We start from the raw sequence: 23,742 nt of genomic DNA, 5'->3' as shown, positions 1-23,742 counted from the left end.
TACGGGCAAATAACGCGGTTTTTGGCTTAGGTAACAGGGTAAACCCTGATGAATTGTAGGTTGATGGTGGGTGTTTCGTGAAAAAGTTGGGTTTTTATTTAATGTACTGTTTTTAATGATTTTTATTTTTTGTTTTTTGATATTTTGTTGTCAAGTGATAAGCGTATTTAACGAGACTTTTATCATGAAAAATGAGAGTTAAATCGATTTTTAATCTAAAAACCCATTCTTAAGCAATAAACTTTATCTGTGCCATGATGATTTTTCGACGAACTACGCTAAAGTAGCCGCCGCTGGCTAACGACCAGCCTATGATTAAAAATCAGCAACTGAGCGTCGGAACCGGCGTTTTATCAACACCGCATCAAAAGAGATAACCTATGGGAGTTCACAGATGAGTCACTCTGCGACGAAAACAAAAACCTTTTTCGGGCATCCGTACCCGTTAAGTTCGCTCTTCCTCACCGAAATGTGGGAACGTTTTTCTTTCTACGGGGTTCGCCCGCTGCTCATTCTGTTTATGAGCGCCGCGCTGCTTCAGGGCGGGATGGGGCTGCCGATTGAACAGGCCTCCGCCATTGTCGGGATCTTCGCCGGCGGCGTATACATCACCTCATTACCCGGCGGCTGGCTGGCCGATAACTGGCTCGGGCAGCGCCGCGCCGTTTGGTATGGCTCGCTGATTATTGCGCTCGGCCACCTCTCGATTGCCCTGTCGGCATTCGTGGGCAACACCTTCTTCTTTGTCGGCCTGCTGCTGATCGTTCTGGGTACAGGGTTGTTCAAAACCTGTATTACCGTCATGGTGGGCACGCTGTATAAAAAAGAAGATACCCGCCGCGATGGGGGCTTCTCGCTGTTTTACATGGGCATCAACATGGGCTCGTTTATTGCCCCGCTGATCATTGGCCCGCTGCATGAGAAGTACGGCTGGCATATGGGCTTTGGCCTCGGTGGCTTAGGGATGCTGATTGCGCTGTTCATCTTCCGCTTCTACGCCATTCCGCAAATGCGCCGCTACGACAAAGAAGTCGGCCTGGACTCTACCTGGAATCGCCCGACGACCGAACGTAAAAACGTCGGTAAATGGGTGACGCTTGCTATGGTGCTGCTTGCCGGGCTGGTGGTGCTGATCTCCAACGGTACGATTCCGTTCAACCCGACGGTGATTGCTAAAAGCTCCGCATACATTATTTCTACCTGCGTGGGCCTCTACTTCCTGTTTATGTTCTTCTTTGCGGGTTTAACCAGTAGCGAACGTTCGCGCCTGCTGGCCTGCCTGATCCTGCTGATTGCGGCGGCATTCTTCTGGTCTGCCTTTGAGCAGAAGCCGACCTCCTTCAACATCTTCGCCCGTGACTACACCGACCGCCAGATGGGCAGTTTTGAAATCCCGACGATTTGGTTCCAGTCGATCAACGCGCTGTTTATTATCCTGCTGGCGCCGGTGTTTAGCTGGTTCTGGCCTTCGCTGGCTAAGCGCAACCTGAACCCGAGCAGCATGACGAAATTCGTCATCGGTATTCTGTTTGCGGCGGCAGGTTTTGCCGTGATGATGGCGGCGGCAAATCAGGTGCTGGCGACGCAGAGCGGCGTTTCCCCGTTCTGGCTGGTGGGGAGTATTCTGCTGCTGACCCTCGGCGAGCTGTGCCTCAGCCCGATTGGCCTTGCCACCATGACGCTGCTGGCGCCGCAGAAAATGCGCGGCCAGGTCATGGGGCTGTGGTTCTGCGCCAGCGCCCTGGGCAACCTGGCGGCGGGTATTATGGGCGGGCACATCAAAAAAGATCAGCTTAGCTCGATGCCGGAGCTGTTCTCCCACGTTTCTATCGCCCTGGTTATCTGCGCCATTGTGCTGGCCGCGCTGATTATTCCGGTAAGAAACATGCTGAGAAACGCGGACGCCAACGAAGCGAAATAACGGCTTTTAAGCGCCAGGCCCGGTAGCCATTTATGGGTTACCGGGCTTTTTTGTTTCGTGGACAGCTACTGCACATCAGTCGAACGACTTACCGTTTCCCACGTCTTAATATCCGCCGCCATCCGCTCAAGCTTCTCTTTGACGAAAGTGACCGCGTCGCTGCCCAGGAGCAGGGCTGCCGGTGGATTAGGGCTGCCGATAAGCTTCAAAATTGCTTTGGCGGCTTTGACCGGATCACCCGGCTGCTGTCCGCTACGCTTCTGACGCGTGTCGCGAATCGGGCCGAAGCTCTGGTCATAATCGCTGATGCTGCGCGGGGTTCGCACCATGGATCGTCCGGCCCAGTCGGTTCTGAAGGAGCCGGGCTGCACGGCGGTGACGGCGATATTAAAAGGTTGGAGCTCTTTGCTCAGCGTTTCGGAGATGCCCTGCAGGGCGAATTTACTGCCGCAGTAGTAGCTGATGCCGGGCATGGTGATAAAGCCGCCCATCGAAGTGATATTAATAATATGGCCGGCGCGCCGAGTGCGGAACCCGGGCAAAAAGGCTTTTATCATCGCGACGGCGCCAAACACGTTGACGTTGAACTGGTGAATAAGCTCGCTTATCGGGGATTCCTCCATCACCCCCTCGTGCCCGTAGCCTGCGTTGTTGATTAGCACATCAATGTCGCCTATCTCCTGTGCCACCGACGCCGCCAGCGGGGCTGCGGCATCAAAGTCGGTGACGTCCAGAATGCGGGCAAAACACTTGCCGGGCGCCAGCGCCTCAAAGGCTTCCTTCGCTTGCTGATTGCGCACGGTTCCAACCACGCGGTGTCCGTCTTTCAGGGCTTCTTCTGCCAGCGAACGGCCAAAGCCGCTGCTGACGCCGGTAATTAAAAATAACTTCGACAGGCTCATTATTATTTCCTCCGTAAGTGAGAGGTAAAGCGTAGGGCCGGCAGGGCCGAATGCGTAGCCTGGATCCTCTCGGATGTTTGCCTATTCCTATGAGGCATCTGGACGAGGGGCGGTTTCACTGCCAGACTCTGGCAACATCTTCCTTTGCCAGATGGCCCCCTATGACAAACGCCAGCCCGCCGGCCAGTAAACAAATGGTTGAACTTCTGGACAGCTTAACCCCGCATGAAGGCTACAATCTCACGGCGCTTAGCGAAGTGCGTTTCTTACGCTCTAACCGCCCGCTAATACGAACCCCCGTTCTTTATGAGCCCGGCATTGTGATTGTGGTACAGGGGCGTAAACGGGGTTTTTTAGGGGAGGATGTCTATTTATATGATGCGCAGCACTACCTGATGGTTTCCGTGCCCGTACCGTTCACCATGGAAACGGAGGCCAGCGCCGAAGAACCCATGCTGGCTATCTACATGAGGTTAGACTTCACGCTGGCCGCAGAGGTAATGCTGGCGCTTGATGGGCGAGGAACCGGGCTGGCCGCCGAGCCACGCAGCATGATGTCCAGCCCGATGGACGACGCGATGAGCGCTTCCGTTCTGCGTTTTCTGCAGGTGATGTCGACCCCGCTGGATGCCGATTTGTTGGGGCCGGCTATGATGCGAGAGATTTATTACCGGGTACTGACGGGGGCGCAGGGGCACACGTTACGCAGCGCGCTGACGATGCAGGGGCAGTTTGGCAAAGTGGCGAAAGCGCTGCGCAAGCTTCATGCCGAATTTGATGCCCATCTGGACGTTAACGCTCTGGCAAAAGAAGCGGGCATGAGCGTGCCCACGTTCCACAGCCACTTCAAAGCGGTGACCAACACTTCGCCCATGCAATACCTCAAATCCACAAGGTTGCATCAGGCGAGATTGTTGATGCTGCGAAATGAACTGACCGCTTCGGCGGCCAGTGCCCGGGTGGGTTACGAAAGTGTTTCGCAGTTCAGCCGCGAATTTAAGCGCCTTTTTGGGCTCACGCCGCTTAACGAGGTGGCGCGTATGCGGCAGCATTTCTCAATGCCGGCCCCGCTCGCTGAGTCGGCATTTATCTCTTCCCACTGAAGAGTTTAGTACCGGTACTTCTGATCCAGAACCCGGCAGGTTGTGTAAGCTCCGGCGGCGCAAAGCAGCGCGGGGGCAAAATAGCTGTGATCCATATGGGTGAACTCCATCACCAGCGCCACGGCGGTGACCGGCATCTGCATCGAAGCGGCTAAAAACGCCGCGCCACCGACCAGGGCAAAGCTGCCCACGTCTCCGCCCGGGAAGACAAACTGCCAGACCACCGCCAGCAGCAGGCTCAGCAGAGCGCCTACCGTTAAGCCCGGGGTCAGCAGCCCACCCTCAGCGCCGCCGCGCAGGACGGCGAGGATCACCAGCATTTTCAGCGCGAGCAAAATCGCAGCGAAGTTAAAGCCCAGGCCGTTGCTGATGGCAAGCTGCATCGGGCCTTTGCCGTTGCCCGGTAGCTGCGGGAACCACAGGCTAAGCGCGGCCAGCAGCGCAAAGGCCAGCAGGCAAAATACCGGCATCTGCCAGTTGGTTTTTACCTGGGTTCTGACGCGGGTTGTCGCCTTGCGGAACAGCCAGGCGGCATAGCCGAGCAGCGGGCTGGCGACAAGCGCCCAGCCGATAAACGCGTGGGGAAGTGCAAAAGAAGCGAAGTGATACTGTGACTCATCGCCCAGGCCCAGGGTCGCCACCCAGGCCGCCACTGCGGAAGTGATGACCGCCGCCAGGGCTTTTTCCCAGCTAAACGAGAGCAGCAAGACTTCCAGCGTGAACAGCGCCCCGGCGAGGGGAACGTTATACACCGCCGCCAGTCCGGCACCCGCCCCGCAGGCAATCAACGTGCGGGTTTCATCCGGCTGCAGGTTGAATTTTCGGGCGAGAATACCCGCCGCCAGCGCGCCCATTTCCCGGGGGGCGACTTCTCGCCCGAGCGGTGAACCCAGCGCGACGGTGATGATTTGCAGTAAGGCATGAACAGTCGTGGTGCCAGTCGGCATTGGCACGGCAGGATTTGCCACGGCTGCAGCGATAGACACTCTTTTCTTGCCGTAGCGCGCGAGCAGCCACCAGCCAAACCCGGCGACGGCCCCACCGCCAAGAATTGCCGCTACACGGCGTAAATGCGAAGCGTCCGTCACGCCCTCAAGGAACGTCTCGCTCCCCACCAACTGGTCAATGCTGTAGCCAAAGGCCAGATGTTGAATGGCGTGTAAAATCAGCGCGAGAAGCATCCCCGCGATGCCGGCAAGAATGCCGGTAAGTACGACCGCAATCAGGCGCACAGGGTAGTTTTTAGCGTCAGCCTGTTCAGTTTGCTGGGTCATCTCGGGATCCTTAACGCGGGAAAATTCGATGATAAGGGAGAAGAATTAAACAGTTAGTATAAATGTAGCATTCATCCGGCCCGAACCCCTCTCACCTTTCCCCGCGCAGGTTCCCCTTATTCAGCCAGCTTTATGGCAGGCGGCAATCAGCATGCCTGTTGCAGCCGCAGCGCCCAGAAGCCGGAAGGCCGTTGCCCACTGTGCTATATCGGGAGCCTGCCCGAGCACCACGGACAGCACCGCCAGCATCATTGCCCCGGCCATATACTGGCTGGTGGCCATCAGGGCGCTGGCGCGTCCCTGCTGATCAAGCGGGGTGGAGGACAGCCCCACGGCGAACATCGCCGGGAAGATGAGCCCGTGGCCAATCCCGCTCAGGGCGATACCGCCGAAAAAAGCCACAGACAGCGGCGAGGCTAACCCGACGGATAACAGCCCTAGCCCCAGCGCCGAACAGGCAAACCCGGTGGCCAACACCGGGGCGCTGGCGTAGCGGGCTGTCAGACGGGTAAATAACGTATTGCCCGCTACGATTAACAGCGCGAGCGGCGTGAACATCAGCCCGGTTGTAACGGCATCCTGCTGCAGCGTCTGCTGCCAGAGCAGGGTCATGGCATAGAACTGGCTACCTACGCTTGCCATATAGCAGGCGCTGCTGAGCCAGCCCGTTTGCAGGCCCGGTAGAGCGCGAAGCGAGCGGGCCAGTAAAGGTTGAGGGGCGAAGCGTTCGTGCAAAAGGAACAAGATCCCCATGGCAACGGCGAAGCGGTTGGCAACATAGTCAGGCTGCCCGGTTTCGCCATAGCGCATCAGCGCCCAGACCAGCGTCCCGGCGGCGAAGCACCCGACCAGTGACCCGATGCCCGTCCGCTGTGTTTCGCCCTGCGGACTGAGGGAGAGATAATCCCGGCGAATCAGCCATAGCGCAATCAGCCCCGGGGGAATATTAATAAAGAAAATGGTCCGCCAGTCCAGCGCGGCAAGGACGCCGCCGAGCATCACGCCCGCAACCAGACCCAGCGCGCCGATGGCGCTCCATATCGCCAATGCCTGCCTGTGCGCCTCACCGTGAAATCGCTGCGCCATCAGCGCCAGAACCGCGGGCTGAAGTAGCGCCGCCGCCATCCCTTGCCCGCAGCGGGCGATGAGCAGCAGTGTGCCACTATGCGCCAGCCCGCCAGCCACTGACGAGAGCAAAAACAGCGCCATGCCAAGGCTGAACATCCGGCGCGCGCCCAGGCGATCGCAGAGGGTGCCGCCCGCCAGCAAGAGGGCGGCAAACGTCAGGCCATAAAGGGAAACGACCCACTGCATCTCGCTGAGTGAAAGATTCAGGTCTTGGGCCAGTGTGGGTAGCGCGACGTAGACAATCGCGTAGTCCAGCGCGATCAGCGCCTGCGCAATACCGGGCGCGAATAAAGCGCGATATCGCCCGGCGGCGGGTATCGCATAAGTTTGTGTCATCGGCGTTTCCTGCTATTTTCTTTTTGATGAATCATTTTCATCATTTGATAGGCGTGGATAACAGGCTACGCCTTTATTTATGGCGCAATCAAAATCATATTATTCAGCAAAGGATGAGTTAAATTCATTCATGAAAAGTCGTCGACTCCCGCCGCTCACGGCCATTCGGGCCTTTGATGCCGTGGCACGCCACGCCAGCTTTAAAGCGGCCGCGGAAGAAATTGGCGTGACGCCTACCGCCATCAGCCACCAAATTCGCCTGCTTGAGGATTCACTGGAGCAGCGGTTATTCACCCGCTCCGCTCGTAGCGTGGCGCTGACTCCGGCGGGGGAGACTCTGTTCCGCGCCTCCGGGAATATTTTCACCACGCTTCGCGAGGCCGTTGAGTCTATAGAAACGCTCTCCCATCCTGGCACGCTCACGCTCAGCACCACGTCTAACTTCCTGACTAACTGGCTGGTGCCGCGTTTGCCGTCTTTACATCAGCGCCACCCTGCGCTGGAACTGCGCTTTCACAGCGGCGTCGCCCTGGCGGATCTCCACGGCAAAATGGCGGACTGTGCGGTGCGTTATAGCATGCAGGCCGACGGATCTCTCGACAGCACACTTCTGCATAGCGACAAGTTTGTGCTGGTAGCAAGCCCGCAGCTAAAGCTCAGGAGCGTGAATGATCTGCCGGGGATGACGCTTTTTCATATAGATAACCGGCATGTACCCAGCCCTGAACCCAGTTGGCAGCACTGGAAATCGGTTTTTGGACCGGAGGATTTGGACGTTCAGAGCGGTATTCATTTTGACGACGAAACCCATGCGATTCAGGCGGCGATAGCCGGGCAGGGGATCTTGCTGGCGAGCGAACTGCTGATTCGCCGTGCGCTGCAGCAGGGCTTATTGCATATCGCGCTGCCGGGCGCGTTGCCTGGGGCGAACTATTATTTTGTGACCAGCCCTGAAAAGGCCCGAAGAGAGGATGTGCTGCGGGTTAGGGCGTGGCTGCAGCGGGAGTTTGAGGCAGGAGAGTGATGCTTGCCCCTCTCCCTAACTCTCTCCCCGAAGGGGCGAGGGGACTGGAGCGAGCAGAAATCCACTTTTGGGTTTCTCCCTCTCCCTTCCAGGGAGAGGGCCGGGGTGAGGGTTATTCCCCGGAGCCCCACCGCTTCAACAGCAGGCTCGCATTCACGCCGCCAAAACCAAATCCGTTCGACAGCGCATAACGCAGCGCCTGTGGCCGGGCGGTCAGCGCCACCAGATCCAGCCCGGCCGCCTCTTCATCGGGGTGATGCAGATTCAGCGTCGGCGGCACAATCTGGTCACGCAATGCCTGAATGGTAAAAATAGCTTCAATGCCTCCCGCCGCGCCCAGCAGGTGGCCGGTGGCGGATTTCGTCGAAGTCACCGCCACGGGATGCGTGCCGAAAAGCCCTTTAATCGCCGCGAGCTCGCCTTTATCCCCGACCTGAGTCGAGGTTGCGTGCGCGTTAATATGGTCAATATCCGTGGCCGTTACGCCAGCCTGATGGAGAGCGGCTTCCATCGCTCGCCTTGCGCCGTTGCCGTCCTCCGGCCCGGCGGTCAAATGCCAGGCATCCGCGCTGGTGCCGTAGCCAACCAGCTCAGCCAGCGGCGTGGCGCCCCGGGCCTGCGCGTGCTCCAGGGATTCAATCACGATAAGCCCGGCGCCTTCGCCCATCACAAAGCCGTCCCGGTCACGGTCGAACGGCCGTGAGGCGGCTTCTGGATTGTCGTTGGATGCGGTAGACAGCGCGCGAGCGGCGGCAAATCCAGCCAGGCTAACGCGGTGAATAGCCGCTTCTGCGCCGCCGCAAAGGGCAATATCGGCCTCGCCGCTGCGGATCAGACGGGCGGCATCGCCAATCGCCTGGGCTCCGGCGGCGCAGGCGGTGACCGGCGCGCCAATCGGCCCGCGAAAACCGTGTGCGATGGACACATGCCCGGCGGCGAGGTTGGCGAGGAAAGAGGGGATAGTAAACGGCGACAGGCGACGCGGCCCGCGCTCGTCCGTGGTGTGCACAGCATTGGCGATTTCGCTGAAGCCGCCGATCCCGGTGGCAATCACCGTCGCGGTACGATCCTTCTCTTCCTGAGAAGCTGGAGACCAGCCCGCCTGCGCGAGCGCTTCATGGGCGGCAACGAGCGCAAACTCGATGAAACGATCCATCTTTTTACGTTCTTTGGCGGGGATTGTCGCCAGTGGATCAAAGCCGTGCTGGGGATCTTGCTCAATAGACGGCACCTGGCCGGCCACTTTGCAGGGAATGTCTTCTACGACTTTCTCATCCAGCGCCGAGATGCCAGATTTCCCCGCTAACAGCGACTGCCAGACATGCTGCACGCCGCAGCCCAGCGGGCTGATGATGCCCATGCCCGTGACCACGATGCGTTTAGCTGAAACGCTCATCATTATTCTCCTGAAATATCAATGTGGCTGCGGCTTTTTCATTAACGGAACCAGCATCGCAGCAATCAAAAAACCTATCATGATCAGGTAAAAAGCATCTGAAAACGCCTGGGTTCTTGCCTCACGCAGCGCCAGAGAAGACAAATTTTTAAGCGCCCCGCTGGTGGCGGCATCCGGGGACAAGCCCTGCGCGGTTAAGCTGGCGGCGCTGCGCTGGACAAAGTCTGTCATCGCGAGGTTAGCGGTATTGAGATGGTCGGCCAGGCGGCTGTAGTGCAGGTTAGTTCTGTCATTCAACACCGTGCCGCACAGCGCAATGCCGATAGCGCCGCCGAGGTTGCGCATTAAATTGAACAGGCCTGAGGCAAGCTTCAGCCGCGCTGGCGGCAGACTGCCCAGCGTTAACGTCACCGTTGGCGCGACGGCAAACTGCTGCGCAAGGCCACGAAACGCCTGTGGGAACAGCAGTTGATCTGCCCCCCAGTCGTGCGTAATTGGCACGAAGCTGTACATGGAAATGGCAAAGCCGACCAGCCCGGCCATCAGCAGCCAGCGCAGGTCCACGCGGTTAGCCAGCCAGGAATAAAACGGAATCGACATCACCTGGAACAGGCCGGTAGAAAACACCGCCAGGCCGATTTCCAGAGCGCTAAAGCCGCGCACGGTGCCGAGATACAGCGGTGTTAAATAGATCGTGGCAAAAATGCCCACCCCGGCCATAAACGAGAAATAACAGCCGAGGCTAAAGGTTCTGTCCTTGAGTGCCCGGAGATCCATCACCGGTTGGGCGTGGCGCAGCGTTCGAATGATAAAGGCGATGCCGCACAGCAGCGCTATCCAGCCGGTGGTGGCGATGGTGCTGTCGTCAAACCAGCCCCAGCGCGGGCCTTCTTCCAGCGTGTATTCCAGGCAGCCGAGCGAGGCCGCCAGCAGCAAAATACTGAAATAGTCGGCGCCGCGTAGCAGCGAGAAATCGGGGCTATCCACCTTCACCAGCAGCGGGACCGCGACGGCGATATAAATCCCCGGGATCACGTTAATAAAGAACAGCCAGTGCCAGTTAAAGTTCTCGGTGATCCAGCCGCCGACGGTAGGGCCAAGCGTCGGGGCCAGCGAAGCCAGGCCGCCGATGGTTGCCGCGGCAATAACGCGCTGTTTTCCCTGGAAGAAGGCGAAAGCGGTGGTAAACACCAGCGGGATCATCGAGCCGCCAGCCAGCCCCTGCAGGGCGCGGAAGGCAATCATACTCTGGATATTCCACGCCCAGCCGCAGAGCAGGCTCATCAGGGTGAAACCTGCCGCCGAGGCGGCAAACAGCCAGCGCGTGGACATCACCCGAGCCAGCCAGCCGGACAGCGGAATAATAATAATCTCAGCGATCAGGTAGCTGGTCTGCACCCAGACGGTTTCATCATCCCCCGCTGAAAGGCCTCCGCCGATATCCCGCAGCGACGCGGAGACGATTTGAATATCAATCAGCGCAATGAACATCCCTACGCACATGCTGGCAAAGGCGAAGATCTTTTTTGCCATTGGCATAGAGATGCCCTGCGGCATCGGTGCGGCCTGGGCGGTGCTCATCGCGTGCTCTTTTGATCGACAGTTACGATGACCGACAGCCCCGGACGAAGCACATCCAGTTTTGCGCCGTCACCTTCCAGCGCGATCCGTACCGGGACTCGCTGGACTATTTTGGTGAAGTTACCCGTGGCATTTTCCGCTGGGAGTATGCTGAATCGCGAGCCGGTCGCCGGGGAGACGCTGGTGACGTGTCCTTTAAAGGTGTGGTTTGGCAGCACGTCTGCAACCACGGTCACCGGTAAACCGGCCCGCATATGCGCCAGCTGGTTTTCCTTGAAATTGGCATCGACCCAAAGCCCCTGGGAAGGCACCAGCGAGAGCAGCTGCGTGCCGCTGGTCACGAAGGAGCCTGTCCACGCGCGGCGGTTGCCTATCACGCCGTCGAACGGGGCGCGAATTTCGGTATAGCTAAGATTCAGCTTCGCCATCGCCAGGTTAGCCTGCGCCTGTTCCAGCGCGGCCTGGGTTTGCTTTTCACGGGCATCAAGCACCGCGAGCTGTCGCTGGGCTACGGCCTTATCGGCCAGGGCTTTGCTTTGTTCCGCTCGCGCCCGGCGATAATCCGCCGAAGCGTTGTCACGTATCTGGGCTGAAATCGCGCTTGAGGCTTCCAGGGCGTTATAGCGACGGTTGTCGTTGGCCGTTTTGTCCGTTGCCGCCGCCGCTGCCGCCAGGGAGGCTGCAGAACCTTCGATAGTCGCCTGTTGTAGCTGGCGCGTGGCGGCGATATCCGCCAGGGCAGCCTGCTGGGCGGCAACCTCGCCGAGGGCTTTCGCCAGTGCGGCCTGATAGTCTCGGTCATCAATGCGGATCAGCAGGTCGCCTTTTTTCACCGCCATGTTGTCCTGCACCGCAATCTGCTGAATGTAACCGGACACTTTGGTTGAAATAGCGCTGATATCCCCGCCGATGTAGGCGTCGTCAGTAGACTGAATAAAACGTCCGCTTTGCCACCACCATGCGCCATATCCTGCGGCCGCGAGTACCGCAGCACCGAGCACGGTAAGCGTTATCAATTTTTTCTTATTGGCGGTGTTCATTACTGGGGTTCTCTGTACGGTTCTGGCTGGAATTTAAGCCCGGCATCACCGGCGTGCTTGCGCTGCAGGTAGTCGTGGCGATACTTCATCATCGGTGAGGCCGCGGGGCCCGGCACCATGGCGTATTTTCCGGGCACAATCGGCTCGCCGGTTTCTTTATCGGTGAGGATCGGCTCTACCGGACGCTGGGTTTCACGCTCAACCAACTGCATCTGCCGTCCCTCGGGCGCGAAATGGCGATTGCCCCATTCCGCCAGTGCGAGCAGCACCATGCGGAAATCGCGCCCGCGCTGGGTGAGGTGATATTCGTAGCGCGGCGGCGCGCTGCTGTAGCAAACCTTCTCCAGCAAACCGTCATCAACCAGCTCTTTCAGGCGGCGTGAAAGAATATTGGGCGCCACGTTGCTGCTCTTCTGAAACTCATCGAAGCGGGTAAAACCGGCCAGGGCATCCCGCAGGATCATGATGCTCCAGCTATCGCCAATACGGCCAAGGCTACGGGCAATGGGGCAGGGAGCACTGCACAGAGGTTCATTTTTCATGGATCGGTCCGGGGGCTGGTTATCATCTGGCGACAAATTGGCATGGTGACTATCAAAATGCAAGTTACTAAATGTAGCGCTGGTGAACGTGACTTTCTCGTAACGTCACGGATATATTCAGAAAAGCGCTGCTCTTAAACGAAAGGTGCGGATTTAAAATCTTTTCAGTTGGCTTATGTCGATATTAAACGCTAATTTATTTTATGAGATGGATTTTCCATAAATCCAGGTAATAAATAATATACCCGCCCAAGTCTCGCACAGGATTATCTATGCTTAAGAATGCAAGCGTTCGAAGCGTTATTGTCTATTTTTTGGCAATATCCTTTTTAGTTATAGATTTATTAGCATTTGCTTTATCAGCCAGCGTGCTTGTTTTAGCCATGCTTAATATTGCCTGGGTTGCCTTAATTGTTTCATTGTGGACGTATATGACGATATATCTTGTACGGCCCATTAATAACGTTAAGCGGAGCATTGACGAAATAAACTCAGGGAATTTATCGGTGCATATCCCTGAGTTTGGTAATAATTGCGCTGGTCGACTAATTCCGGGCATAAATACGCTTTCTGCCGAAATTACTACTCTGGTAATGGATATTCGCAAATCCTCCCAGTCGGCTAAATCACTCTCTGAAAGCCTCGCACACCAAAGCGCCACGCTGTCGGTGAAAACCGAGCAGCAGTCAGCAATGCTGATTCAGACGGCGTCCAGCATGGAACAGATCTCTGCCGGGACAAAAAACAATGCCGACAGCACCCGCGAGCTGAGCAACATTACCAGCGGCGCACACCGTTCGGCTAACCACGGCAGCGACCTGATGCAGAAACTGACCAGCAACATGACCTCGATAACCGACTGTGCCAACAAGATGACGGAGATCATTACCATCATCGACAGCATTGCCTTCCAGACCAATATTCTGGCGCTGAACGCCGCGGTGGAAGCAGCCCGCGCCGGTGAGCACGGTAAGGGCTTTGCGGTAGTGGCCGGTGAAGTCAGGAACCTGGCGCATAAAAGTTCAGAATCGGCCAAGAACATTAAGTCGTTAATTGATATCACCAACCAAAATGTGCTGCAGGGCGCAAGCCTGGTCTCCGAGGCGGAAAAAAATATGAAAGATATAGTTTCCGGCTCAGAAAATATCGACGCGCTGATGGGGCATATTTTTATCTCGACCAATGAACAGGAAAAAGGTATTCAGCAAATTACAACGGCGCTCTCCGAACTGGAAAAAGTCACCCAGGGTAATGTGGCGGTGGTTGAAGAACTGGCCGGGTCTTCAGAAGTGCTGAATAAACAAGTTTTCGAGCTGGAAAAAAGAACCAGCAGCCTGCATCTGGGGGCCAGTGATGAGGCGAGCGTAATTTTATCGCCCCAGCTGACTCCGCGCAGGGCGTTAAAAAGAGAAGAGGAACACTGGCAGGCTTTTTAACATTTAACTTTGGCTTAAAAAATAAAATGCCCCTTCGCATAAATATGCCGGGGCTTTTATTTTTCAATTATTTTTCATTGTGATCGGGATCACATTAAGGGATTGTTTCGGACCCAAATGCTGCTTTATCGACCGTTCCCCCCTGGTTTTTGCCTGCAGAAAAAAACGTTACCTCCGATATCGGTTAACAACGTGGTTACAAAACACGCCATTCCCTCGCGCATTCGCCGGGGAGGACTCTGGGATGTGGTTTTCTAAGGAACGAGAATGAAACTAAGTAATTTGCGTGTAGGCGTAAGACTGAGCGGCGGTTTTTTCCTGCTACTGTTGTTGATGATTCTGATGGGGATCGGCGCCAGCTTGTTCAGTCGCAACAATGTCCATGCTGTTGATGAGATGATTAACCAGCATTTGCTCAAAGAAAGGCTGGTCGAGGAATGGCTGGCGCAAGTCGATAAAAGCAGCGGGAACGCTATCGCGGCAATGGGAACGGAAAATGCAATACTGCGTAAAAAACTGCTCGCCAGCATTGCGCAGAATTCGGCGGTAACAACCCGAGTCCAGTCTCAGCTCACGTCTCTGATTGCGTTAGAAACCGGTAAACACCTGCTGGCTAATCTTGTGCCAGTGCGAGAAAAGTATTTGCAGGTTCGTTCTGAGGGGTTAGCCCGGGCTGAGCGGAGTGAACATGAGGGCATGGATACCTATATCTCGGAACGTTTTATCCCGGTAAGCGAAGAATACAGACAGGCGCTACAGGCCCTGCTGGATTTCCAAAAGCAGCTTATCGACAACACGCATACCAGTATCCAGACTAACTCCCGGAATAATGAGTTTCTCATGCTGCTGCTGGTAGCGTTTGGTGTGGCCCTTGGGGCGGCAACGGCCTGGTATATAACCCGCAGTATTACGCATCCGTTACGGCAGGCAGTTAACGTGGCCGGCAAGGTGGCGCAGGGAGATCTCACGGCAGAGGTGCATGTGCATTCCCGGGACGAACTAGGACAACTCATGCGGTCATTAAAAGAGATGATTACTTCGCTGGGAAGCACGGTGCGGAACGTCAGCACCGGGGCGGAAAGTATTGCCCTTGCTGCCGATGAAATAGATGCCGGTAACCAGGATCTGGCCTCGCGAACAGAGGAACAGGCTGCCAGCGTTGAGCAAACTGCCGCGACGCTGGAGCAGTTAACGTCGACCATCAAGAGCACCGCCAGCAATGCCCATCGGGTTAATACGCTGTTTAATGAGTCCGGGGAAATGGTAAAGGCTAACAGCGAACGTATGCATGTTGTTGCCGATGCAATGGGCGAAATTCATGATGATGCAGGCAGGATGACCGATATCATCACGGCCATTGAAGGTATTGCTTTCCAGACGAATATCCTGGCATTAAATGCCGCCGTTGAGGCTGCCAGAGCGGGAGAACAAGGGCGTGGTTTTGCGGTGGTGGCAGGGGAAGTCAGAACCCTGGCGCAGAGAAGTTCGGCTTCCGCGAAAGAGATTCGTGAAATTATTAGCGCGTCGGTGAACAAAATAACCGATGGTCGTAAGCTAGTGACAGAAGCGGACGCAGGTATGCAGGAGATCGTTGAAAATGTTGCCCGCGTGCAGCAGCTGGTGGATGAAATCGCCAGAGCAAGTAATGAGCAAAGCGACGGTATCGCGCAAATAAATGCTGCGATGGGGCAGATTGATACCACCACTCAGCAAAACGCCTCCCTGGTTGAGCAGTCCTCCGCGGCCAGCGGTTCGCTGAAGGAACAGTCCGGCATGCTGCTGAGCAGCATTCGTGTCTTTACGCTGCACGGCGCATAGTACTTTTTAGATTTGGGGCAGAAGAGTGCCCCTTCTTATCAAAAAAAATTTCCCTCCAGCAAATTGATAAATAGGCTTTTTGTTTTCGTTCCCACCTAACCGATGGATAAATTTCATTCCCACGTATTGCAAATTAAATCGCCAGTTTTATAATTGAGTGAGTGGTCAGTCATTTAATGGGTTGACCACAACACTCACAACACACAGCCGCCAGGCCACGCGCCGCGCTTATCAACCGAGGATACAAAGATGACGTCTAAAACTGAAAAGTGGTTTATCACCGGAGCTTCCGGTGGCCTGGGCCTGGCGCTGACCCGCCGCGTGCTGGAAGCGGGCAATACCGTTGTGGCCGCGGTGCGTAATCCTGCCGCTCTGGCCGGGCTGCAGCAGCAGTTTGCCGCGCAGCTTATCGTTGAAAAACTGGATGTGACTGACTTTGCCAGCCTGCCAGAGATCGCCAAAAAGCACGGCGATAGCGACGTCATCGTCAATAACGCCGGGGGGGCTATCATCGGGGCGATGGAAGAGTTCACCGAGCAGGAAATTGAGCATCAGTTTGCCCTGAACCTGCTTTCGCCGGTGCACATCACTCGCGCATTCCTGCCGGCCTTACGCGCTAAAAAACAAGGCCGCCTGATTTACATCACCAGCATGGGCGGCCGCGTCGCTTTCCCTGGCGGGGCGTTCTACCATACGGCGAAGTATGGCCTGGAAGGGTTTGCTGAAAGTACCGCGCAGGAAGTGGCGGAGTTCAACATCAAGGTGCAAATTATCGAGCCAGGTTCGATTAAAACTAACTTCCAGGCGAATGTACGCTGGACGGAAGAGTCCGAAGCCTACAAAAACGGTACCGTGGGGCAGCTGCGCCGCTGGATTGCCGAGCACGGCGAAGAGAGCAACGCCGGTGATCCGCAGAAAATGGCCGATGCTATTTATACCCTCAGCCAGCAGGCGGAGCCGCCGCTGAGAACTGCGCTCGGTGCGGATGCGTTCCAAATCCTCAAGGGCAGCTATGAGAAGAGCCTGCAGTCGCTGGAGGAGCAAAAAGCGCTGTCGGCCTCGGTGGTGATTGAAGGCAAAACCGGATTTATTCCTGAGTAATGTGCCGTTCCCGCCGCAAGTGGGAGCAAAGCTGAAACCCCGGTGGCTAAATCTATTACACTATCCGGATATTTTATTGACCCCGGAGACGCTGGAATGGCAAGACCCCTAAGTCCGCAAAAACAGGCGGCACTTCTGGACGCCGCGGTGGCGATTATTGCGGAAAGCGGTTTGTCGGCCACCACGGCCAGCATTGCGAAACGAGCGGAGGTGGCGGTAGGCACGCTGTTTACCTACTTCCCCACAAAAGATCAGCTGCTAAACGAAGTCTATTTAAAGCTGAAGCAGGATATGTCCGACCTGCTGGTGGCCGGCTATCCAAAGGATGCCGACTTCCGTACGCAGATAGTACACATCTGGCGAGGCTACACGGAATGGGCGCTGAAGAATCCTGAAGGAAAGCAGGTTCTCAGGCTGCTGACGGTGTCGGATCTGCTTACCCCGGAAACGCTCGCCAGCACGCCGGAGGCGCTAAATCAGGCGGATAAGATGTTTGATGAGGCCATTAAACAGTCGCTGTTTGTTACCGACAGCAAAACGTTTATCTATGCCATTATTCAAAATATTTCTGATGCCACCAGCGAGCAAATCGTCAGGCATCCGGCAGACAAAGAGAAATTGCTGCAGCTCGGTTTTACTATGATGTGGCGGGCTATTACCGTCTGAAGTTAAAGCCATTACTGGCCCATTAAATATAGCTTAAAGAGCTGGTGTTTTATTTATCACCTGCTCTTTGTTGCGCCCTTTTTAAAATTTCAGAGTGATTAAATATGAACATTAAAACGCAGTTTAATTTTAATAGTACCGCCAATGATATTATTAAAGGCCAGGATCTTAGCGTTAAGCGCGCGGTAGTTACCGGGGCGGCTTCGGGCATTGGTCTGGAAACCGCCAGAGCACTGGCGAGCGCTGGCGCTGAGGTTACGCTGGCGGTAAGAAATATGGATGCAGGTAAACAGGCGGCCGAAGATATTATTAAAAGCACCGGTAATAAAAAAATTCATGTTGCCTATTTAGATTTAACCAACAGAAGTTCTATTGCCGATTTTATTTCTTCCTGGTCCGGTGCGCTGCATATTTTAATTAATAATGCTGGCGTAATGGCAATGCCAGAAACCCGCACTTCCGAAGGTTGGGAGGCGCAGTTTGCGACCAACTATCTTGGCCATTTTGCCTTAACAACAGGGCTGCATGAGGCGCTGAAAACAGCGGGGGGGCAAGGGTCGTGATGGTTAGCTCCAGCGCGCATCATTTTAGCCCCGTTGTGTTCGATGATATTCATTACCACATTCGTCCTTACGATCCGTGGACGGCTTATGCACAGTCAAAAACGGCGCTGGTGCTGTTCGCCGTCGAAGCTTCCCGACGCTGGCTTGAGGATGGCATTTTCGTTAATGCAGTCATGCCCGGCGCAATTAAATCTAATCTGCAGCGCCACTCCGGTGAGTTGCCGGTCCCGGAACATTTGTGGAAAAGCGCCCAGCAAGGGGCCGCCACATCAATAATGGTTGCCACGCTACCGGATCTGGAAGGCATTGGTGGGCGTTATTTTGCCGACTGTAACGAGGCGGAGTTGATTACCCGTACCAGCGGGGACCGCATGGCCGAGTTTTCCGTGGTGGCCGGCTGGGCGCTGGATAAAGCTAACGCCGCGCGCCTGTGGGATCTGACGGCAGATCTACTAAATTGATACCAGAGCGGCCACCGAAAAGGTGGCCGACACATAAAGCATCGGCCAGAGAGGGCGCATGAAAATTGTGATTGTAGGTTCCGGCGGCATGGTCGGGCAGGGTGTTCTGCTGGCGAGCCTGGCGGCAAAAGACGTGAGCGACATTATACTGCTCGTCAGGAAACAGCCTGAGGGCGAGCACGATCCCCGTCTTCGTTACGTGGTGAGCGGCGACCTGCTGACGTTCGACGCGACAGACCCGCTATTCAGCGATGTGGATGCGTGTTTCTTCTGCGCCGGGATCAGCTCCTCCGGCGTCAGCGAGGCTGCATATCGGCGGGTCACTTACGACATGACGCTGCGGGTGGCGGAACAGCTCAAAGCCCGCAGTCCGCAGATGAAGTTTATTTATGTCTCCGGAGCGGGGGCAGACAATAGCGGGAAAAGCTCGCAGATGTGGGCCCGGGTGCGGGGTGAAGTGGAAAACGCATTGCTGGCGTTATTCCCTGGCAAGGCCGCTATCTTCCGTCCGGCGGTTATTTTGCCGACGCCGGAAGTGCAGTCCCGAACGCCGGCTTACCGGCTCCTGTATACCGTTATTGCCCCGGTAATGCGTCTTATCAGCGCCACTACCGGCAAGCGATTTTTATCGATTATCGACATCGGCAACGCCATGCTGAATATCACGCGTTTCGGCGTGGAAAAAACCATTATGGCGAAGCCGGACATTGTGGCCTGCGCCGACCGCCGTCGCTAGGCTGGATTATGCTCGGCTTGTCTGCCGCGAGTGCTGAATAACACCAGCGGCACGGCAATGACGTACACCACAATCACCGACAGCCAGATTGCGCCGGGCCAGGATTCCCGCACCACAAAATAGAAGCTTGAGAAGCCCAGCGGGGCAATGATAGACGCCAGGCTGACCGCTGAAGCCAGAATCCCCTGTAGCTGCCCCTGACTCGCTTCATCCACTCTGCGGGTGGCTAACGCCTGCAGGGCCGGGGCGCCGACGCCGCCGAGCCCGAAGAGCGGCATAATCACAAACACCTGCCAACCTGCTTGCACAAAGGCCAGCATCGCCAGCGCGATACACGAGCTAAAGATGCCGAAAAGCACCGCCCCGCGCTCGCCCAGCCAGCGGGTTATCGGGCCGGGAAGCAGCGCCTGCGTTAGCGTCTGGCAGATGCCGTAAGCGCCGAGAGAAAGTCCAATCCACAGCCCGTTCCAGCCGAAAGTATCGGCCCCCCAGAGCGCCCAGCAGGTGCCGTACACTTCGCCGGTTGCGCTCAGGATGAAAAAGACCATCGCAATCGGGATAAGCCCTTTCAGGGTGAAAATCCGGCGCAAAGGCTGCAGGGGATTAAGCACGGCAAAACTGAACCGCTGGCGCGTGGGTTCGCGGGATTCTGGCAGCATAAATAGCGCCATCAGCAGGTTAACGGTGTTTAGCACCGCCGCCGCAATAAACGGCAGCCGCACCCAATAATCGCCCAGCAGGCCGCCAAGCACCGGACCAATGATAAACCCGGCGCCAAACATGGCGTTAAACAGCCCGAAGCGGCGGGCGCGTTTATCTGCCGGGGTGACGTCGGTGATGTAAGCCATTGCCACCGAGACGTTAGCGCTGGTCAGCCCGGCGATGGCGCGGCCCAGCAACAACATCCACAGGTGCGGTGCGAAGGCCATGATCAGATAGTTCACGGCGGCCCCGACAAGAGAAACGAGTAACACGGGGCGGCGGCCATAGTTGTCGCTCAGCGCACCGAGCAGCGGGGCGAAAACAAACTGCATCAGGGCATACAGCGCGGTCATGATGCCGATCCAGTGGGCGATATCCGGGGTGTGCGTCACCTCTTCCAGCAGGCGCGGCAGAATGGGAAAGACCAGGCCAATGCCGACGGCATCCAGGCAAATGGTGGAGAAAATCACAACCAGCGCTTTGTTCATGTTTACCTGTACTAAGTACCAATATATACTCAGTACATAATTATCCATTCAGCAGGATCCTGTCAATGTCCGTCGATCGCCGAACGCTTAACCGACTCGCCACCCGCCAGAAAATATCTAACGTCGCCACCCGGCTGTTTCTGGAGAAGGGGTTTGAGCAGGTGACAATTGATGAAATCGCCGCGGCGGCAGAGGTGGGAAGAATGACGGTGTTCAACCACTTCCCGCGCAAAGAGGACATGTTCTTCGATCGCGAAGAAGAGGGGCTGGAGATGCTGCGCCATGCGCTGCACCAGCGGGATAAAAACACCGGGCCGCTGGAAGCGCTGCGCCGCTTTGCTCACCACCTGGTCGTGCAAAACAGTCCGGTGGTGGCCTTCTCCGTTGCCGGGCAGGGGTTTGTCTCGACGATTGAGAACAGCCCGGCGCTTAAGGCGAGAGCCCGGGAGATACGAGATGAATTTACCCAGGTGCTGGCGTATGAACTGGCCGCCGGGGCTGGCCTTGAAAAGCACGATCCGCAAACCCAGCTGGCGGCGGGACTGGTGCTGGCAACGTGGAGTACGGCGCTGATTCTGGCTCACCGGACTTTTAGTCAGACGCGGAGTAACGCCGCCGCTGCCGCCGTGTTTCTTGACCTGATCGACAGGGGAACTGCCGGCGTTATCGTGGCGATGGAGGGGACGGTTTACGGCGAAAAATAACGCTGTCAGGGCATTGTCGGCTTGGCCGAATTTCAGTAGATTTATCGTTTTCGGAGTCAGAAAAATGTCCGTCACTGATGCGCTTTTTGCTTTCACGCTAGCCGCCACCTTGCTCACGCTTACCCCCGGCCTTGATACCGCGCTTATCCTGAGAACCGCCGCCGCAGAAGGGGGCAAAAAAGCTTTTCATGCCGCGCTTGGCATCGACGTCGGCTGTTTTGTATGGGGCGCGCTGGTTGCCTTTGGGCTGGGTGCTCTGTTGGCGGTTTCTGAATTTGCCTACACCCTGCTGAAGTGGTGCGGTGCGGCGTATTTATGCTGGCTGGGTATTCAGTTGCTTGTGCGTCCTCGGGAGAGTTTTAGCCTCGCTGCTGCTGAATCAACCCGCGCCAACAACTGGTTTTTACGCGGAATGTTAGGCAACGTGCTTAACCCGAAAATGGGCGTGTTTTACGTCTCTTTCCTGCCGCAGTTTATTCCCGCCGGGCACTCCCCGATCCTCTGGACTTTCCTGCTAGTTTCCATTCATGTGGCGCTCGGTACGCTGTGGTCCCTGACGCTGATTCTTGCCACGCGCTACGCTTCCGGCGTGCTCCGAAAGCCAGGGGTCGTAAAATGGATGGATCGCATCACCGGCTGCGTGTTCCTGCTGTTTGCCGCGAAGCTGGCAAGTAGCCGACGTTAAGCCTGTTTCGCCGTCAGCATGCCCGGTGTCTGGCCGGTCATGCTGCGGTAAAAGTAGATAAAGGCGCTGTCGCTAGAAAAACCGAGTTCCCCCGCAACATCGGTGAGTCGCCTGTGGCTTGCCAGCATTTCCACCGCCTTCATTAAACGCCACTGCTGCCGCCATTGCTGGTAGGACAGGCCGGTTTCCCGGCGGAAAATACGCCCAATGGTACGCTCACTTGCGCCGCTCACAGCGGCCAGTTCGTTGAGCGGCAGCGGCAGCGTGTCACCCCTCAGGTGGCGCAGCCGTTTATCCAGCGGGAAGCGCAGCGTCATCGGCTCTTCCCTCGCGGCGTGCAGTTCCGCCACGCAAAGGGCGGCCATGTGCGTGGCCGGGCCATGTTCCCAGTCAGTTTCCCAGGGGCTGGCCGAAATCCTTTCCAGTAGCTCATTGAGCAATGGCGTGACGTTGAGCACTTGTGCGTCGGTGGGCAGCGTGGGGTAGCGTTTTGTGTCGAACCAGATTGAGCGGTAGGCTACGCTACTTTTCATTTCTGCCCGATGGCTTACGCCGCCGGGGAGCCAGGCGACTTTGCCCGGGGGCAGTAAAGAGAGCATCCGGCCTTCATCCAGGGTGAGCTTCACGCAGCCTTCCCGGGTAAACAGCAGTTGCCCCATACGGTGCCGATGCAGCCCGGAATCATGATCTCCAAGTTCAGCCTGCACGCCAATCACGCTGTTATTCAGCGTGTCAGGGTTAAATTCTGCATCCGCACTTAGCCAGCTCATGATGTCTGATTTCCGATATTAAATGTCATGATGTTTATAATGGAGCATTTGCCATTTGCCTACAATGGCGCCTCTTTCTAAGGAGGTCGTCAGGTGAACATACCTCGTGACATGGCGCTATTAACGGCGCTGCTGATGTTTCCGCAGATGGTGGAAACTCTTTATAGTCCGGCGCTGACCGATATCGCCCGGCATTTTTCTGTAACCCCCCAGGACGCGGGCTGGACGCTCTCGCTGTACTTTTTGGGCTTTGCCGCCGGGGTGCTTTTTTGGGGAAGGATTTGCGATCTTTTAGGTCGTAAACCGGCGCTGCTGCTGGGGCTGCTTTGCTATGCGGGAGGTGCGTTTGCGGCGCTCACGGCATCGCATTTTATGCTGCTATTGGCGGCACGTATGCTGGCGGCTTTTGGTGCGGCCACGGGATCGGTAGTCACCCAAACGGTGCTGCGCGATCGTTTTAACGGCAGTGAGCTGGCGCGAATATTTTCCTTTATGGGTATAGCGCTGGCGGTGAGCCCGGCGCTGGGCCTTTGGCTGGGCGGGGTGATTGTCTCCGCCGCAGGTTTCGAAGGCGTATTTTACCTGCTGGCAGGTTTGGCTATTGCTCTGCTGGCCTGGAGTGCGTGGCAGCTTGAGGAAACAAGGCCGCCGCTGAACGCCCGGCAAGGGTTTGTCGCGGTGATGAGGCGTCTGCTGCGGGACATGCAGATCTGGCGAGCAATCGGACTGGTGGCGCTGTTCAATATCAGCCTGTTTAGCTACTACAGCCAGGGGCCATTTCTGTTTCAATCCTTAGGCTTTAGCCCCGCCGCTTTTGGCCTGACTGGCGGCGGGCTGGCGCTCGGTTCTTTGGCGGGGGCGCAGCTTAATCATGTCCTGATGAAACGGGGGCTGAGCGCTAAAATATTGCTGAATGTGGCGAGTGTCATAGGGCTGGCGGGCAGCGTTAGCGCCGGGTTACTGATGCACAGCCTCTGGTTTTTAGCCCCGATGTTTTTGGTCATGATTGCGTTTTCAATGGCGATTCCGGTGGTGCTCGGCACCGCGCTTAGTGCCTATGCTGATTGCCGGGGTACGGCCGGGGCGCTGTTCGGCTTTGCTTACTATTTACTGATAGGCATTGGGCTGATGGTATCCGGCTGGGGTCAGCAGTTGGGGATCACGTTGGTGGTTTGTGCCGTGGGGGTGGTGCTCGTGGGGCGGGGGTATCGGCGAGGGTAATGCTCTTGCTGTAGGGATGACCTTCACCCAAGCCCTCTCCCTGGAAGGGAGAGGGGATAAATAAATTCCAGTGCACGATTTCCCCCTCTCTCCCATTTGGGGGGATGACCTTCACCCTAACCCTTTCCCTGAAAGGGAGAGGGA

Annotated in this window: 20 protein-coding genes and 1 pseudogene; 12 read left to right on the top strand and 9 right to left on the bottom strand. The window is 56.6% G+C overall.

Going from position 1 to position 23,742, the window contains the following annotated elements:
* Positions 1-394: 394 nt before the first annotated feature.
* Positions 395-1,921, top strand: a complete 1,527-nt coding sequence (locus tag VW41_19550) for an amino acid transporter (protein ID AJZ91051.1) — start codon at positions 395-397, stop codon at positions 1,919-1,921.
* A 65-nt stretch (positions 1,922-1,986) separates the two neighbouring features.
* Here VW41_19550 and VW41_19545 read toward each other — a convergent pair whose 3' ends face one another.
* Positions 1,987-2,823, bottom strand: coding sequence for a short-chain dehydrogenase (locus VW41_19545; GenBank protein AJZ91050.1), 837 nt, complete (start codon positions 2,821-2,823; stop codon positions 1,987-1,989).
* Positions 2,824-2,984: 161 nt separating this feature from the next.
* On the opposite strand from VW41_19545, the gene VW41_19540 reads away from it, so the two are divergent.
* The gene (locus VW41_19540) at positions 2,985-3,926 is read left to right on the top strand and encodes an AraC family transcriptional regulator (protein ID AJZ91049.1); all 942 of its coding nucleotides are present in this window, start codon (positions 2,985-2,987) and stop codon (positions 3,924-3,926) included.
* A 5-nt stretch (positions 3,927-3,931) separates the two neighbouring features.
* Here the strand turns inward: VW41_19540 and VW41_19535 are convergent, their stop codons facing one another.
* Together VW41_19535 and VW41_19530 are read right to left on the bottom strand one after the other, a co-directional pair.
* Positions 3,932-5,200 (bottom strand): chloride channel protein, encoded by a 1,269-nt coding sequence (locus VW41_19535; protein AJZ91048.1) that lies wholly within the window; start codon positions 5,198-5,200, stop codon positions 3,932-3,934.
* Positions 5,201-5,320: 120 nt separating this feature from the next.
* On the bottom strand, positions 5,321-6,664 hold the full coding sequence (locus tag VW41_19530; protein AJZ91047.1) for an MFS transporter: 1,344 nt from the start codon (positions 6,662-6,664) through the stop codon (positions 5,321-5,323).
* Positions 6,665-6,794: 130 nt separating this feature from the next.
* Here VW41_19530 and VW41_19525 point away from each other — a divergent pair, with 130 nt between their 5' ends.
* Positions 6,795-7,688: a LysR family transcriptional regulator gene (locus tag VW41_19525; protein ID AJZ91046.1), complete on the top strand. Its 894-nt coding sequence runs from the start codon at positions 6,795-6,797 to the stop codon at positions 7,686-7,688.
* A gap of 112 nt (positions 7,689-7,800) precedes the next feature.
* Here VW41_19525 and VW41_19520 read toward each other — a convergent pair whose 3' ends face one another.
* The 4 genes from VW41_19520 to VW41_19505 are packed head-to-tail and all read right to left on the bottom strand — an operon-like array spanning position 7,801 to position 12,247.
* Entirely contained in the window at positions 7,801-9,084 is a 1,284-nt protein-coding gene (locus VW41_19520; GenBank protein ID AJZ91045.1) for a 3-oxoacyl-ACP synthase, read from the bottom strand.
* Positions 9,085-9,102: 18 nt separating this feature from the next.
* Complete coding sequence (locus VW41_19515) at positions 9,103-10,665, bottom strand: DSBA oxidoreductase (protein AJZ91044.1); 1,563 nt, start codon at positions 10,663-10,665, stop codon at positions 9,103-9,105.
* Complete coding sequence (locus tag VW41_19510) at positions 10,662-11,705, bottom strand: hemolysin D (protein AJZ91043.1); 1,044 nt, start codon at positions 11,703-11,705, stop codon at positions 10,662-10,664. Before VW41_19510 ends, VW41_19515 begins: the two co-directional genes overlap by 4 nt.
* The gene (locus VW41_19505; GenBank protein ID AJZ91042.1) at positions 11,705-12,247 is read right to left on the bottom strand and encodes an HxlR family transcriptional regulator; all 543 of its coding nucleotides are present in this window, start codon (positions 12,245-12,247) and stop codon (positions 11,705-11,707) included. Before VW41_19505 ends, VW41_19510 begins: the two co-directional genes overlap by 1 nt.
* A gap of 272 nt (positions 12,248-12,519) precedes the next feature.
* Between VW41_19505 and VW41_19500 the strand changes: the two genes are divergently transcribed.
* From VW41_19500 to VW41_19475, 6 genes and pseudogenes are all read left to right on the top strand, one after another.
* Entirely contained in the window at positions 12,520-13,683 is a 1,164-nt protein-coding gene (locus VW41_19500) for a chemoreceptor protein (protein AJZ91041.1), read from the top strand.
* Between the two features lie 267 nt (positions 13,684-13,950).
* Positions 13,951-15,501 (top strand): chemotaxis protein, encoded by a 1,551-nt coding sequence (locus tag VW41_19495; GenBank protein ID AJZ91040.1) that lies wholly within the window; start codon positions 13,951-13,953, stop codon positions 15,499-15,501.
* A gap of 249 nt (positions 15,502-15,750) precedes the next feature.
* Complete coding sequence (locus tag VW41_19490; protein ID AJZ91039.1) at positions 15,751-16,602, top strand: short-chain dehydrogenase; 852 nt, start codon at positions 15,751-15,753, stop codon at positions 16,600-16,602.
* Between the two features lie 96 nt (positions 16,603-16,698).
* Entirely contained in the window at positions 16,699-17,268 is a 570-nt protein-coding gene (locus tag VW41_19485) for a hypothetical protein (GenBank protein ID AJZ91038.1), read from the top strand.
* 104 nt (positions 17,269-17,372) lie between these two features.
* Positions 17,373-18,292 (top strand): annotated as a pseudogene (locus tag VW41_19480) (oxidoreductase).
* Positions 18,293-18,350: 58 nt separating this feature from the next.
* Positions 18,351-19,028 carry a semialdehyde dehydrogenase gene (locus VW41_19475; GenBank protein ID AJZ91037.1) on the top strand — a complete coding sequence of 226 codons (678 nt, stop codon included), beginning with the start codon at positions 18,351-18,353 and terminating at the stop codon, positions 19,026-19,028.
* Here the strand turns inward: VW41_19475 and VW41_19470 are convergent.
* On the bottom strand, positions 19,025-20,218 hold the full coding sequence (locus tag VW41_19470; GenBank protein AJZ91036.1) for an MFS transporter: 1,194 nt from the start codon (positions 20,216-20,218) through the stop codon (positions 19,025-19,027). The genes VW41_19475 and VW41_19470 overlap by 4 nt on opposite strands.
* A 65-nt stretch (positions 20,219-20,283) precedes the next feature.
* Here VW41_19470 and VW41_19465 point away from each other — a divergent pair, with 65 nt between their 5' ends.
* The gene (locus tag VW41_19465; GenBank protein ID AJZ91035.1) at positions 20,284-20,922 is read left to right on the top strand and encodes a TetR family transcriptional regulator; all 639 of its coding nucleotides are present in this window, start codon (positions 20,284-20,286) and stop codon (positions 20,920-20,922) included.
* A gap of 64 nt (positions 20,923-20,986) precedes the next feature.
* A complete protein-coding gene (locus tag VW41_19460; GenBank protein AJZ91034.1) occupies positions 20,987-21,607 on the top strand; it encodes a lysine transporter LysE in 621 nt (206 codons plus the stop codon).
* Here VW41_19460 and VW41_19455 read toward each other — a convergent pair.
* On the bottom strand, positions 21,604-22,377 hold the full coding sequence (locus tag VW41_19455; protein ID AJZ91033.1) for an AraC family transcriptional regulator: 774 nt from the start codon (positions 22,375-22,377) through the stop codon (positions 21,604-21,606). The two genes, VW41_19460 and VW41_19455, sit on opposite strands and share 4 nt — an antisense overlap.
* A 111-nt stretch (positions 22,378-22,488) precedes the next feature.
* On the opposite strand from VW41_19455, the gene VW41_19450 reads away from it, so the two are divergent.
* Complete coding sequence (locus tag VW41_19450) at positions 22,489-23,598, top strand: major facilitator transporter (protein AJZ91032.1); 1,110 nt, start codon at positions 22,489-22,491, stop codon at positions 23,596-23,598.
* The last annotated feature ends 144 nt before the right edge of the window (positions 23,599-23,742 follow it).

This window comes from Klebsiella michiganensis, assembly GCA_000963575.1.
GTDB classification, from domain to species: Bacteria; Pseudomonadota; Gammaproteobacteria; order Enterobacterales; family Enterobacteriaceae; genus Cedecea; species Cedecea michiganensis_A.
The sequence above is the reverse complement of the archived record's forward strand: the minus strand, read 5'-3'. Positions and strand labels throughout refer to the sequence as shown.